Below are 18,408 nucleotides of genomic sequence, written 5' to 3'. Positions count from 1 at the left end.
CGCTGACTCACATCGCCAGAATCCACCCGCCCCTTACCCGACAAGGCTTTCAGTTCGATTCGTCACACAATCCAGAAATACCGGATGAAATCGACATGATTGCCGCATTTGTTAGCTTCCCGACAATCCATCGCCTGCACGATCAATAGACTCCGCCCCATCCTCGGTGTAACGAATCGCGATTCGCGGAGAAACGGCCACGGCCGCCGCACCCCCATTCACGCCATTCTCCACCGCGGATTGCGATTTCACTGCGCCATGGTGAAAACCACATCAAAACAAGAGATAGGGGCTTGTCGTGAATCATTCATTTCGATCGATATGGAACGAGGCCACCGGCTGCTGGATTGCGGCCGCGGAAACCGCACGGGCGCGCGGCAAGCGTTCGGGCGGCGCATCCGGCACGAGCCGCCGCGCCGCGCTCGCGGCGACGCACCGGGCATCGCTTCGCATCGCGGCAGTCGGCGCCGCGCTGGCCGCACTGTCGGCCGGCTCCGCGTACGCATCGACGTGCGGCGGCGGCGCGGCCATCGCGAGCGGCGGCACCTGCGCGCCCGGCAGTTTCAGCCCGACCGTCAACGACAACCTGGCAGGCTCCGCCACCGTCTCGGGTGGCGACACCGTCGGCGTGTCGGGCGCATGGACCGGCGCCGGCGGCGACCCGGGCTACACGCTCACGCCGATCGGCAGCACGACCATCGTGTCGGGCAACCCGAACCAGCCGCTACTGTCGCTCGGCGGCAAGACACGCAGCGTCAGCACACCCGACTCGATCACCGGCACCCACACGTCGGTCGCGACCTACGACTCGTCCGCGTTCGCCGCGTCGACGGCCGGCGCGACCGCGGTACCCGTCTACCACGACGTGAACGGCGATCAGTATGTGAACGCGCGCATCGGCACCGTCGCCGCCACCGGCGGCACGCTCAACGTGTCGATCGGCAATGCGGCGAACGCGCCCGATGCAGCCGGCAACGCGATCGAGATGGCCGCGAAGCAGACCGACCTGACTTTCGCGGACGGCACGGGTGCCGCGAAAAGCACCGTCACCTGGAACTCACGCAACCAGATCCGGTTCACCACCGGCGACTACCTGGCGGACGGCGGCGCCATCGGCAGCCGCCAGCTCGACGTGCCGGCCTACGCGGGCACCTTCACCGCATTCGACGGCAGCACCTGGAAGGTCACCGACGCCGCATCGCTCGCCGCGTACAACGACTTTCTCGTGCGCTCGGTGCAAAGCGGCGCGCTCGGCTCGCAGGCCGCCTACGACAGCGCGTTCGGCCAGGCCGTCACGATCTCGCAGCAATCCTTCCAGTATCAGAACAACGTGTCCCCGGGCGACAAGAACACGCTGCCGATCGGTTTCCTGTCGGCGATGCACGGCACGGGCGCGAACGCGACACTGCAGATCGGCAAGGACGGCCAGATCGACTTCCGCGGCGTCAACACGATCGACTCGAGCTCGGCCGTCCTCGCGGAAAACGGCGCGCACTTCATCAACGACGGGCGCCTGTCGGGCGACTTCACGCTGGTGCGCCTGCTGAGCGGCGCAAGCGGCGTCAACAACGGCGTGATCTCGTCCGGGTACGCGTCCGGCGACAACTTCGACACGAGCGGCAGCACGCCGCCGAACAACTTCAACTACCACGCGTACACCGAAGGCAACGGCGTATTTGCGAACGGCACGGGCACGTCGTTCGTCAACCACGGCGTGATGAACGTCGGCGCGTGGACGCTCGACGGCAACCGGCCGGACCTGCAGAACTATGCGGTCGCCGTGACAGGCGGTGCGACGGCGTCGAACGCCGGCACGATCAACGTCGGCGTCAATGCGACGACGCTCGACAGTCAGGTGATCGGCGGCCTCGTCGATGGCGGCAGCTTCACGAACGAAGCGGGCGGCACGATCACCCTCGGCCGCTCGGCGCAGTACGCGCCCGGCGGAACGGCAAGCGACGTCGCACTCGCCGCGCACGCTTACGGCATCCTGCTCGGCAATTCCGGCACCGCGAGCAACCTCGGCACGATCGTGATCGGCTCGCAGACGCAGAACGGCGCCGCGCTGGCGAGCATCGGTTCGGCGTCCGGCACGCTGACCAACGCGGGCGCGATCGTCGTCAACGGCGCGGCCGCCGGCACGCCGCTCGCCAACGTCGGCATGCTCGCGGCCGACACGGCGGCGACCGTGACCAACACCGGCACCATCACGCTGAACGGCGTCAACGGCATCGGCATCATGGTGGTCGGCACCGGTGCGCAGGCAACGTCCGCGCTGTCGAGCGGCACGATCGACGTCGCCGGCGGCCTCGATCCTGCCTCCGGCACGCGCAACTACGGCGTCTGGGCCGAAGGGCCGAGCGCCACGGCCACGCTCAACGGTGCGCTCAACCTGACGGGCACCGGCGCGATCGGCGTGCATGCACGCTCGGGCGCGACGATCAACGTCGGCGCCAACGCCGTGCCGGCCTTCATGTCGGGCACCAGCCAGATCGGCTTCTACGCGTATGGCGCGGGCTCGAAGATCAACGTCGCCGCGCAGCACCTCAGCGTCGACACGGACGATTCGACGCTGTTCCGCGTCGCGGGCGGCGCAGCCTACACGGGCACGTCGACGGCCGGCGCGCTGACGACCGACGTCAACGGCCAGCGTGCGCACGGCGTGCTCGCGACCGACGCCGGCACCGTGCTGTCGACCGGCAACGCGATCTACAACGTCAACGGCGCGAACGGCATCGCGATCGCGGTCGAAGGCGGCGCGCAAGGCACGATCGACGCGGGCGCGACGATCAACCTGAACGCGGCCGGTGCGATCGCCGGCGTCGTCGACGGCCAGGCACACGATCTCGCCGGCGCCAATGCCGGCACACCGGTCGCGACGACGCTCACCAACCACGCCGCCGTCACGTCATCGACGGCCGGCGTCACCGGCTTCGTCGCGCAGAACCTCGGCACGCTCGAGAACCGCGACACGGTGCTGCTGACGGGCGCCGGCTCGACGGGCGTCGTGATCGGCGCGCTCGGCACGGTGAACAACACGTCGACGATCCGCGTATCCAATGGCACCGGCGCGCTCGTGCAGGGTGCGTCGGCGACGCTCGCCAACGCCGGTTCGATCGAAGCCGACGACGGCATCGCGGGCGTCCACCTGACGGGCACCGGCGCATCGGTCGCGCTGTCGGGCGCCGGCACCGTCATCGCGAACGGCAGCGCCGACGGCATGCTGATCGACTCGAGCGTGACGGGCGGCGGGCTGGCAGCCGGCGCGACGTCGATCGCGGTCGGCGGCTCGGGAAAGGGGGTCGACAACCAGGGGACGAACGCGACGATCGCGCTGGCCGGCACGCAGATCGGCACGACCGGCAGCGGTGCCGACGGCCTGTCGTCGACGGGCGCCGGCGCACGCATCGCGACCGATGCGGCGACCGTCGTCCGGACCACCGGCGACAACGCACGCGGCTTCTTCGTGTCGGGGGCGGATTCGACGCTGGCGGCCAACGGCACGACCGTCGCGACGACCGGCGCGGGTTCGGCCGCGATCGTGACGACCGGCGGCGCGACCGCGCTGCTGTCGGGCGCGAAGATCACCACGTCGGGCGCGACGTCCGACGGCCTCGTCGCGCAAAACGGCGGCCGCATCGGCGATACGGGCTCGACGATCGCCAGCGCCGCCGGCAACGGCGCCACCGCCGACAGCGGCGGCGTGCTCGCGCTGACCGGCACGACGCTCAAGGGTGCGACGGCCGGCGTGCTGACGTCCGATACGCTCGCAAACGGCGCGACGAGTTCGGTGCTCGTCGACGGCGGCAGCGTCGCGTCCGTCACCGGGCCGGCTTTCGCGGTGCGCGGCGGCACGGCCGACATCGCCGTGCGCAACGGCACGGTGGTGACGGCCGGCAACGGCACGCTGCTCGACCTGTCGAACGGCAGCCGCGCCACCTTCACCGCATCGGCCGTGAACCTGGCCGGCGACATCGTCTCCGACGCTTCGAGCACCGGCAACGTGTTCCTCGCGAACGGCACGACGCTGACCGGCAAGATCGATCCGGTCGCACTGACCGTCGACAACACCAGCACGTGGCGCATGACGGGCAGCTCGGTGCTGAGCAGCCTGAACAACGCGGGCCTCGTCGCATTCGCCGCACCGACCGGTTCGCCGACGCTCGCGGGCAGCTACAAGACGCTGACGACCGGCAGCTACGTCGGCAACGGCGGCACGATCGCGCTCAACACGTTCCTCGGCGCCGACGCCTCGCCGACCGATCGGGTGATCGTGAACGGCGGCGCCGCGAGCGGCACGACGGGCCTGAAGATCGCCAACACGGCCGGCACCGGCGCACAGACGAAGGGCGACGGGATTCCGGTGGTCGTCACGGCCAACGGCGGCACGACCACCGCATCGGCGTTCCAGCTCGCGGGCCCCGTGCAGGCGGGCGCGTACGAATACCGGCTCTATCGCGGCGGGCAAGCCGACGCGAACGGCTGGTACCTGCGGTCGCAACTCGATCCGTCGGACCCCGGCGACCCGATCCACCCGTCCGGCGGCGGTGACGGCGGCAACAACGGGAATGGCAACGGCGGCACGCTCGCGTATCGCCCCGGGGTCTCGGGCTATGCCCTCACGCCGCTGCTCAACGCCGACTACGGCTTCTCCACGCTCGGCAAGCTGCACGAGCGCGTCGGCGACATCTACAACCTCGAAAAGCAGCAGCCGGGCAATCGCGACGGCGTGTGGGGGCGCATCGGCGGCCAGAGCCTCGACGCAAACGCGGGACGCTTCGCGGCCGACGAGCGGACGTTCTTCGCGCAGTTCGGCAAGGACTGGACGCTCGACCAGGCACCGAACGGCGGCGGCAGCACGCATGCGGGCGTGACGGCCAGCATCGGCGTGTCGAACGCAAGCTTCAGCGACATGGCGCGCGCCGACACGGCCAACCTGTCGACGTCGACGGGTTCGGTCGAGACGCATGCGCAGAGCATCGGCGGCTACTGGACGAAGTACCTGTCCGACGGCACGTACTTCGACAGCGTCGGGCAGGTCACGCACTATGGCAACCGCTACCGCGACAGCTATGGCAACGAGGCGTCGCAGAACGGCTTCGGCATCGCACTGTCGCAGGAAGTCGGCAAGCCGTTCGCGATCGGTGCGCTGCCGGTCGCGGTCGAGCCGCAGGCGCAGCTGATGTACCAGTACCTGAAGCTGAACGGGTTCAACGACAACGTCTCGGCGGTATCGGGTACGACGACGAACGCGCTGCGCGGCCGCGTCGGCGTGCGCATCTTCCGGCCGAACCTCCAGTCGGATTCGGGCGGCGGCGCCGCCACGCCGTACTTCACGGCCGACGTGCTGCACGACTTCGTGTCGCCGGGCCAGACCGTCGTCGGCGGCACGCCGTTCGCGACGCATCTCGGCCGCACGTGGTACGAACTCGGCGTCGGCGTGACCGCGGGCTTCGGCAAGTCCGGCGAGCTGTACGCGAACGCGAAGATCGCGCGCAACATCGGCGGCGACTACCGGCGCGGCATCGTCGGGCAGGTCGGCTACCGCTACAGCTGGTAACGGCGCGCACCCGCGTCACGCGCGGACGAAAAAAAACCGCCCGGCGCTCGGCCGGGCGGTTTTTTCGTATCGGCGCATCGGCAGCGCCGACGCGCGCGAACGCTCAGTGCAGGATCTTCGCGAGGAAGTCCTTCGCGCGTTCCGATTTCGGATTCGAGAAGAAATCGTCCTTGCGGTCGTCCTCGACGATCGCGCCCTTGTCCATGAAGATCACGCGATGGGCGACCTTCTTCGCGAAGCCCATCTCGTGCGTGACGACCATCATCGTCATCCCTTCCTGCGCAAGTTCGACCATCACGTCGAGCACTTCGTTGATCATCTCGGGGTCGAGCGCGGACGTCGGCTCGTCGAACAGCATCGCGATCGGATCCATCGACAGCGCGCGCGCGATCGCGACACGCTGCTGCTGGCCGCCCGACAGCTGGCCGGGAAACTTGTGCGCATGCGCCTTCAGGCCGACGCGCTCGAGCAGCTTCATGCCCTTCTCGTTCGCCTCGTCCTTGCCGCGGCCGAGCACCTTGACCTGCGCGAGCGTCAGGTTCTCGGTGATCGACAGGTGCGGGAACAGCTCGAAATGCTGGAACACCATCCCGACCTTCGAGCGCAGCTTCGACAGGTTCGTCTTCTTGTCGCCGACCGACTGGCCGTTCACGAGGATCTCGCCCTGCTGGAACGGCTCGAGGCCGTTCACGGTCTTGATCAGCGTGGATTTACCCGAGCCCGACGGGCCGCACACGACGACCACTTCGCCTTTCTTGACCTCGGTCGTGCAGTCGGTGAGAACCTGAAACTGGCCGTACCACTTCGAAACGTTCTTGATGGAAATCATCTTGTGACCTTTTTCTGGAGACCCTTGACGAGTGCAGACGCCAACGAGCAAATCACGAAATAGCATGCGCCGGCGAACAGGACCATCTCGACGGTCGTGCCGTCGCGATCGCCGATGTTGGCCGCCGTGCGGAAGAAGTCCGCGAGACTGATCACGTACACGAGCGACGTATCCTGGAACAGGACGATCGCCTGCGTGAGCAGCAGCGGCACCATCGCGCGGAACGCCTGCGGCAGGATCACGAGGCGCATCGCCTGCGCGTAGTTCATGCCGAGCGCGAACGCGGCGTTCACCTGCCCGCGCGGCACCGCCTGGATGCCGGCGCGGATGATCTCGGAATAATACGCGGCTTCGAACAGCGAGAACGCGACCATCGCCGACGCGAGACGGATGTCGATCGTCGGCGACAACCCGAGCACGCCCTGCAGCAGCTGCGGCACGATCAGGAAGAACCACAGCAGCACCATCACGAGCGGGATCGAACGGAACACCGTCACGTACGCTTTAGCGAACCACGCGAGCGGCGTCACGCCCGACAGCCGCATCAACGCGAGCAGCGTGCCCCAGACGATCCCGACCACGATCGCGATCAGCGTGATCTGGAACGTGACGACCGCCCCCGTCCACAGCGTCGGCAGCGCGCCGGGAATACTACTCCAGTCGAACTGATGCATCACTTGCCTCCGATATAGCCGGGCAGCCGCGTACGGCCTTCGATCCAGCGCATGAACGCCATCACGACGAGGTTGATGATCACGTAGGCGAGCGTCACCGCGATGAACGACTCATACGTCTGCGCGGTGTAGTCGACGAGCTGGCGCGCCTGCGCGGACAGGTCGAGCAGGCCGATCGTCGACGCGACGGCGGAGTTCTTGAAGATGTTCAGGAATTCCGACGTGAGCGGCGGCACGATGATCCGGTACGCAACGGGCAGCAGCACGTAGCGGTACGTCTGCCATTGCGTGAAACCCATCGCGAGGCCGGCGGCGCGCTGGCCCTTCGGCAGCGCGTTGATCCCCGAGCGCACCTGTTCGCACACGCGCGCGCCCGTGAACAGGCCGAGACAGATGATCGACGCGGTAAAGAACTGCGTGGCGGGCGGCAGCTGCTTGATCCAGGTGCCGATCGACGCGGGCAGCAGCTCCGGTATCACGAGATACCAGACGAAGAACTGCACGATCAGCGGAATGTTCCGGAAGATCGACACGTACACGGTACCGATCGCGGACAGCCATTTGTTCGGCACGGTGCGCAGCACGCCGAACAGCGAACCGACGATCAGCGCGATGACCCAGGCGACGAGCGACACTTCGATGGTCACCCAGAAGCCGGACATCAGCCATCCGAAATAAGTCGTCGGCTCGCCGGTCGATACGGGGCTCAGGAAGATGCCCCAGTTCCAGTGGTAAGACATGGGCAAGACTCCAGCAAAAAGAGACGGAAGAAGCGGGGCCTCTTCCGTCTCATTAGCGTCATTTCTGCATCAACGGCCCTGCGGTCAGTCGAGCGCCTTGTCGTTCGGGTTCGCGTACAGCTTCTTCATCGAATCGGACAGCGGGAAGTTCAGGTTCAGCCCCTTCGGCGGGATCGGGTTCTCGAACCACTTCGCGTAGATCTTCGCGGCTTCGCCCGACTTCTCCACTTGCGAGATCGCGTCGTCGACGACCTTCTTGAAGTCCGCATCACCCTTGCGCATCATGCAGCCGTACGCTTCTTCCGATTGCGGCGTGCCGACGATCACCCACTCGCCCGGCTGCTTCGCCTTCGCGCGCTCGCCCGCGAGCAGCGCGTCGTCCATCATGAACGCGACCGCGCGGCCCGATTCCAGCGTATTGAACGAATCGCCGTGATCCTTCGCGCTGATGATGTTCATGCCCAGCTGCTTGTCGTTGTTCATCTTGCGCAGCAGGCGCTCCGACGTCGTGCCGGCGGTGGTCACGACCGTCTTGCCCTTCAGGTCGGCGAAATCCTTGACGCCCGAATCCTTCTTCGTCATCAGGCGCGTGCCGATCACGAAGATCGTGTCGGAGAACGCAGCCTGTTGCTGGCGCTCGACGTTGTTGGTGGTCGAGCCGCACTCGATGTCGACCGTGCCGTTCTGCACGAGCGGGATGCGGTTCTGCGACGTGACCGGAATGTTCTTCACCTGCAGGTTCGGCAGGTTCAGCTTCTTCTTCACCGCGTCGACCACCTTCAGCTGGAATTCGCGCGAATAGCCGACCACCTGCTGGTTCTGGTCATAGTAGGAGAACGGAATCGACGATTCGCGGTGCCCCAGCGCGATCACGCCCGTGTCCTTGATCTTCTTCAGCGTGCCCGTCTCCTGAGCATGCGCGCCGCTTGCGAACGCGCAAAGCGCCGCGAACATCAGGACTGCCTTTTGGTATTTCATTTTGGTCATCTCCTTGGCTAAAACCCGCGCCAGTGTATCAAAGTAATATTTTTGAAAGTACTGGTTGTTTACCGCACTACGCATCGCGCTGCGCGAAGCCGTCCTCCCGGCTTCGGGCGCCCTTCCGGCGCCTGAATGCGCGCGCGGGCGATGCCGGATTCGGCACCGCCCGCGAGGGTTCATGCACGCAACCGGACGGATTGCGTCATGGATTGATCGTAGTCAACCGATCTGAAATCGGCAACCGCCGATCAGGGGTACAGGCCGCGCATTTCGCGCGCCATCAGGATGCGCTTGCACGCAACGATGAACGCTGCGGTACGCACCGACACCTTGTGCTCTTCCGCGACCGCCCACACGCCGGAGAACGCTTCGCGCATCACGCGTTCGAGACGATGGTTGATCTCGTCTTCCGTCCAGAAGAAGCTCGAGAAATCCTGCACCCATTCGAAGTACGACACGGTCACGCCACCCGCGTTCGCGATCACGTCCGGGATCACCAGCACGCCGTTCGCGGTCAGGATGTCGTCCGCCGCCGTCGTCGTCGGGCCGTTCGCGCCTTCGACGACGATCTTCGTGCGGATCTTCCCTGCGTTCTTCTCGGTGATCTGGTTTTCCAGTGCCGCCGGGATCAGGATGTCGGTTTCGACCGTCCAGAACTCGTCATTCGGCATCGGCTCCGCGCCTTCGAAGCCCGCGACGCCGCCCGTGCGTGCGACGTGGTCGAGCAGCTTGTTCGAATCGAGGCCGGCCGGCTGGTAGATCGTGCCCGTGTGATCCTGCACCGCGATCACCTTCGCACCCGCTTCCTGGAACAGCTTCGCCGCGATGCCGCCGACGTTGCCGAAGCCCTGCACCGCGATGCGTGCGCCTTCGATCTCGAGGCCCTTCTTCTTCGCCGCTTCGCTGCCGACGACGAACACGCCGCGGCCCGTTGCTTCCTTGCGGCCGAGCGAACCGCCGAGTGCGATCGGCTTGCCGGTCACGACGCCGGTCGACGTCTGGCCCTGGTTCATCGAGTACGTGTCCATCATCCACGCCATCACCTGTTCGTTGGTGTTGACGTCCGGCGCCGGGATGTCGGTGTTCGGGCCGATGATGATGCCGATTTCGCTGGTGTAGCGGCGCGTCACGCGCTCGAGCTCACCACGCGACAGCTTGCGCGGGTCGACGCGGATACCGCCCTTCGCGCCGCCGTACGGCACGTTCACGGCCGCGTTCTTGACCGACATCCATGCGGACAGTGCCATCACTTCCGACAGCGTCACGTCCTGGTGGTAACGCACGCCGCCCTTGCCCGGGCCGCGCGACACGTTGTGCTGCACGCGATAGCCTTCGAAGTGCGCGACGGTACCGTTATCGAGCTCGATCGGGCAGTCGACGATCAGGATGCGCTTCGGGCGCTTCAGCGTTTCGAGCCAGCGCGACAGCGAACCGAGATACGGCGCGACGCGGTCGACTTGCTGAAGGTAGTTGCCCCACGGGCCGAGATCGTCGGCGTGCAGGTAGGACGGGATGGACTGCAATTGCGAAGACATGGATGCTCCAACGGTCAACAGGTGCGCACATTGTCGAAAAACCCGTTTTTTTTATCCAATGCCGTTTGCTTATTCGATTATGCGTTTCTTGCATGATCGCGATTTTTCGCAAATCTGCGGTCGATTTGCGCAAGAACGCCCGCGATCGATCGTGCATCGCGTGCATGAAAAATCGTGTTTCCCGGAGGCGGGACGTCCGCCGGACAGCCGCCCGGCAGGCATCGCAAGCTCGACGACAGCAGGCCGGCGGTTAACCGCCCACGGTTAACCCGCGGTTTCGCGCAGTTCGTCGCGCACGACGTCCCACAGCGCACGCACGAGCTTCTGCCGCGGATCGTCGCCCTGCAGCGCGAGCTTGTCGCAGTACAGCCGGATCTCCATGGTCAGCGTGAACGGGTACGCGCCGCCGCGCACCGACCGGTCGAGCCGGATCAGGCGGCCGCCCGCGACCGCATCCTCGACCGCGCTGTGCGGCAGGAACGCGATCCCGTGGCCCGCGAGCGCCATCGCCTTCAGCCCTTCGGCCATGTCGGTCTCGTAGACGCGATCGAGGAACAGCGGTGTCGTCGCATTCGCGACGATGACTTCCGTCATCCGGCCGAGATACGCGTTCGGCGTATAGGACAGGTACGGCACGCGCGCGTCGGCCGTGCCGGGCAGCGTATAGCGCGGCCGCCCCGCGCGGCCCGGCGCCGAGAACGGGCTGATCGGCTCGCTGCCGAGGATCAGCATGTCGTAGCGCGCCGGATCGAGCGCGACCGGATGACTCGGGTGGTGGTAGCCCATCACGAGATCGCAGCCGCCCTCGACGAGCGACAGCACCGCGTCGTGCACGTTCAGCGCGCGCAGCCGCGTGTGGACCTGGCCCATCTTCGCCTCGATCCGCTGCAGCCAGCGCGGGAAGTACGTGAGCGACAGCGTGTGCGGCACCGCGAACTCGATCGTCGGCACCGGCGCGCCGACGTGGCCGCGCAGCAGCGTGCGCGCCTCGTGCGCCTGCGACAGCATCGTCAGCGCCTGCTCGTAGAAGATCTGCCCGGCCTGCGTGAGCCGCGTCGGATAGACCGAACGATCGATCAGTTCGGTCGCGAGCCATGCCTCGAGCGCCTGGATGCGCCGCGAAAACGCCGGCTGCGACACGTGCCGCAGCTCGGCGGACCGGCTAAAGCTGCGCGTTTCCGCGAGCGAGACGAAGTCTTCGAGCCATTTCAGTTCCATGCAGGCGGGCGCGGCGGGCGGCGGTCGGGAAGAAGCCTGCATTCTACCGGCGGGCGGCCCCGGCCGGCGGTGCGGCGAGCGGCCCGGCGCCCCGCCGCGAACGGGTGCCGGCGCGGTATCGGCACGCGGCAGCGCCCGCCGGCCGCGCGCGGCCGGGATCGTCCCGCGCCGATGGTAAAATGCCGGATTCTCCCTCCCCTCGCTCGACCCGGCCCCAAGGCCCGCCCGATCATGTCCGACACTCGTCCCGATACGCTTTTCGCCCTCACCGCGCTTTCGCCCATCGACGGCCGCTACGCCAGCAAGACTGAAGCGCTGCGCGACTGGCTCTCCGAAGCCGCCTTCATGCGCCACCGCGTCACCGTCGAGGTGCACTGGCTGATCGCGCTGTCGCGCGCCGGCTTCGCGGAAGTCCCGCGCTTCTCCGATGCGTCCGAACAGTTCCTGCTGCAGCTCGCCGAGCGCTTCACCGCGCACGACGCCGCCCGCATCAAGGACATCGAGCGCGTGACGAACCACGACGTGAAGGCCGTCGAATACTGGCTGAAGGAATCGGTGAAAGGCCAGGAAGAACTCGAAAAGGCCAGCGAATTCATCCACTTCGCGTGCACGTCGGAAGACATCAACAACACGTCGCACGGCATGATGCTCGCCGGCGCGCGCGAACACGTGATCCTGCCGGCGCTGCGCACGGTCTACCAGCGCCTCGTCGCACTCGCGCACGCGCATGCCGAGCAGCCGATGCTGTCGCGCACGCACGGCCAGCCGGCCAGCCCGACGACGCTCGGCAAGGAACTCGCGAACGTCGCGGCCCGCCTCGCCCGTGCGATCACGCGCATCGAGAAGGTCGAGATCCTCGGCAAGATGAACGGCGCGGTCGGCAACTTCAACGCACACCTGTCGGCGTATCCGGAATTCGACTGGGAAGCGTTTTCGCGCGACGTGATCGAGAACCGCCTGAAGCTCACGTTCAACCCGTACACGATCCAGATCGAGCCGCACGACTACATGGCCGAGCTGTTCGACGCCGTGGCGCGCGCGAACACGATCCTGCTCGACCTCGACCGCGACGTGTGGGGCTACATCTCGGTCGGCTACTTCAAGCAGAAGACGAAAGCCGGTGAAATCGGCTCGTCGACGATGCCGCACAAGGTCAACCCGATCGACTTCGAGAACTCGGAAGGCAACCTCGGCCTCGCGAACGCGACGCTGCGCCACCTCGCCGACAAGCTGCCGGTGTCGCGCTGGCAGCGCGACCTGACCGACTCGACGGTGCTGCGCAACATGGGCGTCGCGCTCGGCTACTCGCTGCTCGCGTACGACTCGCTGATCCGCGGCCTCGACAAGCTCGAAGTGAACCCGCAGCGGCTGAACGAAGACCTCGACAACTGCTGGGAAGTGCTGGCCGAGCCGGTGCAGACGGTGATGCGCCGCTACGGCATCGAGAACCCGTACGAGCAGTTGAAGGAACTGACGCGCGGCAAGGGCATCACGCGCGAAGCGCTGCAGGAATTCGTCGGCACGCTCGCGATCCCGCAAGAGGCGAAGGATCTCCTGCTCGCGATGACGCCGGCGTCGTACATCGGCAAGGCCGTCGAACTCGCGAAGCGGATCGCGTAAGCGCCGCCGTCTGCGCACGTAAAAAAGCCCGATGCGAGCGATCGCATCGGGCTTTTTCGTTGGCTGCCGCGGCAGTATCAGAACGAGATCATCCGCCCCGGGTTGAGCGCGCTCATCACGCTCATCGCGGCCTTCGCGGCGGGAATCGCGATCGGCGACAACTGGCGGCCGAGCGGAATCGCGCGATGGTCGATGCCGGTCAGCATCGAGAAATCGTCGTTGCGTCCGACGAAATCGTCGCAGATCGCCTTGCCGATCCGCACCGTCTGCGCGACGCCGTGGCCGCTCCAGCCCTGCACCATGTACATCGGCACACGGCCGTCGGTCTTGCGGCTGTCGGTCGCGCCGTTCAGCGTGAAGTCGCTGACACCGCTCCAGCAGTAGTCGAGTGCGAACCGGCCGTCATGCTGCGGGAACACCGTGTTCAACCGCGTCAGCAGGTACGCGTTCACGTCCGGCTGCGCCCAGCAACTGCCGGTGCCCTGCCCGCCGAACAGCAGGCGGTTGCCGCGCACCGGCCGGTAATAGTCGATCTGGAACTGCGTGTCGTACACGGGCATGCCGGCCGGCATCAGCGTCGCGACGTCGACGTCGAGCGGCGCCGTCACGCTCACGTAGGTAAAGAACGGCACCGTGGTCGCCGCGCCGTCGTCGAGCAGCCGGAACGTCGTGTTGTGCAGCGCGAGCACGACGCCGCGGCGCGCGGTGATCGTGCCGCCCGGCGTCGTCGCGACGACGCCCGCCGGCGTCTCGTCGAGCTCGAGCACCTCGGTGCCCTCGAACAGCGCGCCGCCGTTCAGCCGGAAGCCGTGCACGAGGCCGCGCACCAGCGCGAGCGGATGAATCTGCCCGCCGATCGCGTCGATCGCCGCGCCGTGATACAGCCCCGAGCGCACGTATTCGTCATGCAGCTGATGGCGGCCGACGAGCGTCACGCCCGCGTCGCCGAGATGACGGCGCGCATCCGCGCCGTCCAGCAGCGCGCTCATGTGGCCCGGGTGGACCGCCGCGGTGATGTGGCCGCGCTTGCGATCGAGCTCGAGCGCATAACGTGCGCCGATCGCATCGATCAGGTCCATCGATTCGGCCGATGCGAAGCGCCACAGCCGCTTCGCGTCGTCGTGCGACAGGTAGTCGATCATGTCGGCGGCTTCCCAGCGCGCGAGGCCGGGCGTCAGTTGCCCGCCGTTGCGGCCCGATGCGGCCGAGCCGACGTGGTGCTTGTCGACGAGGATCGTATCGACACCCGCTTCCGCGAGATGCAGCGCGGCCGATGCGCCGAGCAGGCCCGCGCCGATCACGAGCACGTCGCAGACGGCATCGTGCCCGAGCGGCGCGCTGTTCGTATGGCGCGACAGCGACGCCTCGTACCAGTTCGCCGGGCGCTCGCCGTCGTAGCGGGCCGGGTCGCACCAGTTCCAGTTGTCTTTTTCGATGTTCAGTTGCGTTGGTTCGAAACGCGATTCGCCCTGGATCAGGGGGGTGTTGCTGGAAGTCATGATTGCACTTGCATGGTCTTGGGCCGCCAGTCGAAGGGCCTCGTTGCTTCGAGGCTTCGAGGCTTCGCGGGTGGGGCAGCCGGTTCCACATGGGTGTCAACGAGAAAAGGGGCGTGATGGCCCGTGTTGACGGCGGGCACGCTCGTGCCGCCTGGATCCCGGACTGTGCGAAAGCACGTATTGAAAGGTGCCGGGACACCCAATTTCTACACCGCAGAAATAATTCTACAGTGTAGAATAAGCTTTCGTCAAGTTTACAGCCGGTGCCGTACCGGCCCGCCAGCCCGCATCGATGAAAGACAAACCCGCCCAGGGCCCGCGCGGCCTCGACAAGGAGGCGATCGTCGCGGCCGCGCTCGCGCTGCTCGAAGACGTCGGCGAAGCCGCGTTCAGCGTGCGCAAGCTCGCGCAAACGGTCGGCTGCGACCCGATGAGCGTGCTGTACCACTTCAAGTCGAAGGAAGGCCTGAGCCGCGCGATCGCGAACGCGCTGTCGCGCTCGCTCGTGCCGGTCGACGCCGCGCTGCCGTGGCGCGAACGGCTGCGCGACCTCGCACGCCAGTACCGCGCGCTCGCGCTGCGCTACCCGGCCGCGTTCGCGCTGCTGCAGCGGCACATGAGTACCGGGCCCGCCGATCTCGCACACATCGAGGCCGTGCATCGCGCGCTGGCCGACGCCGGCATCCCGCGCGCGGCGCTGCCGTCGGTGTGCGTCGGCTGGTATGCGAGCGTGATCGGCCTGGCCGCGGCCGAAGCCGGCGGCCTCACGCGCGCCGCGAACGACGTCGAGCTCGCGGAAATGGACGCGCTGTCCGACGCCGCGCATCCGCTGGTCAAGGCGGCCGCCCCGCTCTATGCGCAGCTCGATCCGGCCGCCGTGCACGACACGATGCTCGACGTGCTGCTCGACGGCATCGCGAAGCAAGCACACGCGGCGTGACCGGCCCGAGACCGGCGAGCCGCCAACGAAAAAGGCGCCCGAAGGCGCCTTTTTTATGAAGATTGCCGCGAACCGCGCTCAGTGCTGCTGCGCGGTACCGATCTTCAGCATGACCTGATCGACGATCTGCTCGGGCGTCAGCTCGATGCTGACCTCGATCGCTTCGTCCGGGCCCGGCTCCTCGAGCGTGTCCAGCTGGCTCTTCAGCAGCGACGGATCGAAGAAATGGCCGGTGCGGCTCTTCAGGCGCTCGTGCAACACCTCGAACGAGCCCTTCAGATACACGAACCGCACGTCGGTGTCGGTGCCACGCAGCACGTCGCGGTACGACCGCTTCAGCGACGAGCACGTGAACACGGCCGTCTCACCGGCACGCTGCTTTTCCTCGATGGCCGCGCGGATCGTGCGCAGCCACGGCCAGCGGTCTTCATCGGTCAGCGGAATGCCGTGATGCATCTTTTCCTTGTTCGCCGCGCTGTGAAACGCGTCGCCATCGGTATAGCTGCACGACAGGCGTTCCGCCAGCATTTCGCCGATCAGCGATTTGCCGGCGCCCGACACGCCCATTGCGATCAGAATCATTGACTACCCCTTGTTACAGAACCACGCTCAGCAGTAGCGTAAAGCTCAGACCGAGCACCGAGATGATGGTTTCGAGCAGCGACCAGGTCTTGAAGGTCTGGCCCACCGTCATCCCGAAATATTCCTTGATCAGCCAGAAGCCGCCGTCGTTCACGTGCGAGAAGATCAGCGAGCCCGAGCCCGTCGCGAGCACGAGCAGCTCCGGCCGGACCGACGCGCCCGACGCCGCCGCGATCGGCGCGACGATGCCGCAGGCGGTCGTCATCGCAACCGTCGCCGAACCCGTCGCGAGACGCATCAGCGCCGCGACGAACCAGCCGAGCAGCAGCGGCGACAGGTTGGCATGCTTCGCGGTCTCGACGATCTGCTGCGAGATCCCGCTGTCGCGCAGGACGCCGCCGAAGCCGCCGCCCGCACCGACGATCAGCGTGATGCCGGCGATCGGCGCCAGGCACTCGCTGCAGAACTTCTGGATCTGGTCGCGGTTGAAGCCCTGCTTCGCGCCGAAGGTCCAGAAGCTGACCAGCACGGCGATCAGCAGCGCGACGTCGGAGTTGCCGGCAAAGCGCAGCAGGTTGTTCGGCAGCGACTTCGGCGTGAACACCAGGTCGGCCCAGCTGCCGACCAGCATCAGCACGACGGGCAGCAGGATCGTGAACAGCGTGATGCCGAAGCTCGGCAGTTCGCGCTTGCGGCCGTCCGTGTTCGTGTCGACGAACTGCGCGGCGAGCGGATTGTTTTCCGGCAGCTTCACGAACTTCGAGATCGTCAGCGCGAACAGCGGGCCCGCGATGATCGCGGTCGGCACACCGACGACGAGGCCGAGCGCGATCGTCTTGCCGATGTCGGCGCCGTATTGCTGCACGGCCAGCAGCGCGGCCGGGTGCGGCGGGATCAGGCCGTGCACGACGGACAGGCCGGCCACCATCGGCAGACCGACGACGAGCAGCGACTTGCCGGTCCGCTTCGCGACGTTGAACGCGATCGGGATCAGCAGCACGAAGCCGACTTCGAAGAACACCGGCAGGCCGACGATGATCGCGACGAACATCATCGCCCAGTGGATGTTCTTTTCACCGAACCAGTCGATCAGCGTGGTCGCGATCCGTTCGGCGCCGCCCGATTCGGCCATCATCTTGCCGAGCATCGTGCCGAGGCCGACGACGATCGCGATGTGGCCGAGCGTACCGCCGGTGCCCGTCTCGAACGACTTGACGATCTTGTCCATCGGCATGCCGACGACCAGGCCGAGGCCGAGCGAAACGATGATCAGCACCAGGAACGGGTAGATCTTGAAGCGCGCGATCATCAGGATCAGCGCGGCAATCGCGATCAGCGTGAATACGAGCAGCATGCTGCCTTGGACAGCCCCCATGTGGCACTCCTCCTAGAATTGTTCGAGCCGGGCGAGTTGTTGCGAGTATGCCCGGCTATGCAGGTCTCCGAAACACGGGGGGTACCCACCCCGTCAGGACGCTGAATTTTACTTATCTTTACGGTCCGCGGATAGAACCGGTTCCATCAGCAAAAACCCTCGGTAAAACAAGCACTAAGGCTCGCTTTCCGAGGGCTGAACCGTCATTCCGTACAAGTCTTAACGGGGAAGCTGGCTCGCGGCTTGCGCGAGGCGCGTGACTTCGGCCCAGTCCTGCGCGGCGAGCGCGGCTTTCGGCGTGAGCCACGAGCCGCCGACGCACACGACGTTCGGCAGTTTCAGGAAATTCGGTGCGGTTTCGACGGTGATGCCGCCGGTCGGGCAGAACTTCAGCGCCGGGAACGGGCCATGGAACGCCTGCAGCATCGGCACGCCGCCCGCTTGCTGCGCGGGGAAGAACTTCACGATCTCGTAGCCGAATTCGAGCGCCTGGATGATGTCGCTCGGCGTCATCACGCCCGGCAGCAGCGGCAGGCCCGCGTCGAGCGACGCGAGGTGCAGTTCCTTCGTCAGGCCCGGCGACACGCCGAACTTCGCGCCCGCGCGCTTGGCCTGCTCGCAATGCTCGGGCTTCGTGATCGTGCCGACGCCGACGACGATGTCGTCCGCGAGCTGGCTGGCGCGCTGGATCGCTTCCAGGCCGGCCGGCGTGCGCAGCGTGATCTCGAGCACCTTCACGCCGCCTGCGTGCAGTGCACGCGACACGTGTTCGCCCTGCTCGACCGAGTCGAATGCGAGCACCGGGATGACCGGGCCCAGCTTCACGATTTCAGCAATCGTCTTCATTGAATTGGC

13 protein-coding genes are annotated in these 18,408 nt (G+C 66.6%); 3 read left to right on the top strand and 10 right to left on the bottom strand.

All coding sequences use genetic code 11. The annotated features are described in order from the left end of the window. Nucleotides 1–298 precede the first annotated feature (298 nt). Complete coding sequence (locus tag CFB47_RS03250) at nt 299–5,560, top strand: autotransporter outer membrane beta-barrel domain-containing protein (RefSeq protein ID WP_089460418.1); 5,262 nt, start codon at nt 299–301, stop codon at nt 5,558–5,560. 103 nt (nt 5,561–5,663) lie between these two features. Here the strand turns inward: CFB47_RS03250 and CFB47_RS03245 are convergent, their stop codons facing one another. The 6 genes from CFB47_RS03245 to CFB47_RS03220 form a co-directional block, all read right to left on the bottom strand. After that, on the bottom strand, nt 5,664–6,389 hold the full coding sequence (locus CFB47_RS03245; protein WP_089439234.1) for an amino acid ABC transporter ATP-binding protein: 726 nt from the start codon (nt 6,387–6,389) through the stop codon (nt 5,664–5,666). After that, on the bottom strand, nt 6,386–7,063 hold the full coding sequence (gene gltK, locus CFB47_RS03240; RefSeq protein ID WP_089439233.1) for a glutamate/aspartate ABC transporter permease GltK: 678 nt from the start codon (nt 7,061–7,063) through the stop codon (nt 6,386–6,388). The genes CFB47_RS03245 and gltK overlap by 4 nt, the downstream gene beginning before the upstream one ends. Further along, complete coding sequence (locus CFB47_RS03235) at nt 7,063–7,803, bottom strand: amino acid ABC transporter permease (protein ID WP_039361471.1); 741 nt, start codon at nt 7,801–7,803, stop codon at nt 7,063–7,065. Before CFB47_RS03235 ends, gltK begins: the two co-directional genes overlap by 1 nt. An 84-nt stretch (nt 7,804–7,887) precedes the next feature. After that, nucleotides 7,888–8,781, bottom strand: coding sequence for a glutamate/aspartate ABC transporter substrate-binding protein (locus CFB47_RS03230; RefSeq protein WP_179243611.1), 894 nt, complete (start codon nt 8,779–8,781; stop codon nt 7,888–7,890). A 251-nt stretch (nt 8,782–9,032) separates the two neighbouring features. After that, entirely contained in the window at nt 9,033–10,319 is a 1,287-nt protein-coding gene (locus CFB47_RS03225; protein ID WP_089439231.1) for a Glu/Leu/Phe/Val dehydrogenase, read from the bottom strand. Nucleotides 10,320–10,583: 264 nt separating this feature from the next. Beyond that, nucleotides 10,584–11,537, bottom strand: a complete 954-nt coding sequence (locus tag CFB47_RS03220; protein ID WP_011350944.1) for a LysR substrate-binding domain-containing protein — start codon at nt 11,535–11,537, stop codon at nt 10,584–10,586. Nucleotides 11,538–11,768: 231 nt separating this feature from the next. Between CFB47_RS03220 and purB the strand changes: the two genes are divergently transcribed. Continuing rightward, on the top strand, nt 11,769–13,157 hold the full coding sequence (purB, locus tag CFB47_RS03215) for an adenylosuccinate lyase (protein WP_089439230.1): 1,389 nt from the start codon (nt 11,769–11,771) through the stop codon (nt 13,155–13,157). A gap of 77 nt (nt 13,158–13,234) precedes the next feature. Here purB and CFB47_RS03210 read toward each other — a convergent pair whose 3' ends face one another. Next, nucleotides 13,235–14,656 carry an FAD-binding oxidoreductase gene (locus CFB47_RS03210; RefSeq protein WP_089460417.1) on the bottom strand — a complete coding sequence of 474 codons (1,422 nt, stop codon included), beginning with the start codon at nt 14,654–14,656 and terminating at the stop codon, nt 13,235–13,237. 292 nt (nt 14,657–14,948) lie between these two features. Here CFB47_RS03210 and CFB47_RS03205 point away from each other — a divergent pair, with 292 nt between their 5' ends. Beyond that, nucleotides 14,949–15,596 (top strand): TetR/AcrR family transcriptional regulator, encoded by a 648-nt coding sequence (locus CFB47_RS03205; protein ID WP_089460416.1) that lies wholly within the window; start codon nt 14,949–14,951, stop codon nt 15,594–15,596. A 78-nt stretch (nt 15,597–15,674) separates the two neighbouring features. On the opposite strand, the gene CFB47_RS03200 is transcribed toward CFB47_RS03205, so the two are convergent. From CFB47_RS03200 to eda, 3 genes are all read right to left on the bottom strand, one after another. Then, nucleotides 15,675–16,178 carry a gluconokinase gene (locus tag CFB47_RS03200; RefSeq protein WP_069255766.1) on the bottom strand — a complete coding sequence of 168 codons (504 nt, stop codon included), beginning with the start codon at nt 16,176–16,178 and terminating at the stop codon, nt 15,675–15,677. Nucleotides 16,179–16,191: 13 nt separating this feature from the next. Then, complete coding sequence (locus tag CFB47_RS03195; protein WP_046544930.1) at nt 16,192–17,553, bottom strand: GntP family permease; 1,362 nt, start codon at nt 17,551–17,553, stop codon at nt 16,192–16,194. A 219-nt stretch (nt 17,554–17,772) separates the two neighbouring features. Beyond that, nucleotides 17,773–18,399, bottom strand: coding sequence for a bifunctional 4-hydroxy-2-oxoglutarate aldolase/2-dehydro-3-deoxy-phosphogluconate aldolase (gene eda, locus CFB47_RS03185; protein WP_011350938.1), 627 nt, complete (start codon nt 18,397–18,399; stop codon nt 17,773–17,775). Nucleotides 18,400–18,408: the final 9 nt, after the last annotated feature.

Origin of the sequence: Burkholderia sp. AU27893 (genome assembly GCF_002223205.1) — a bacterium.
In the GTDB taxonomy this organism is placed as follows: Bacteria; Pseudomonadota; Gammaproteobacteria; order Burkholderiales; family Burkholderiaceae; genus Burkholderia.
The sequence above is the reverse complement of the archived record's forward strand: the minus strand, read 5'-3'. Positions and strand labels throughout refer to the sequence as shown.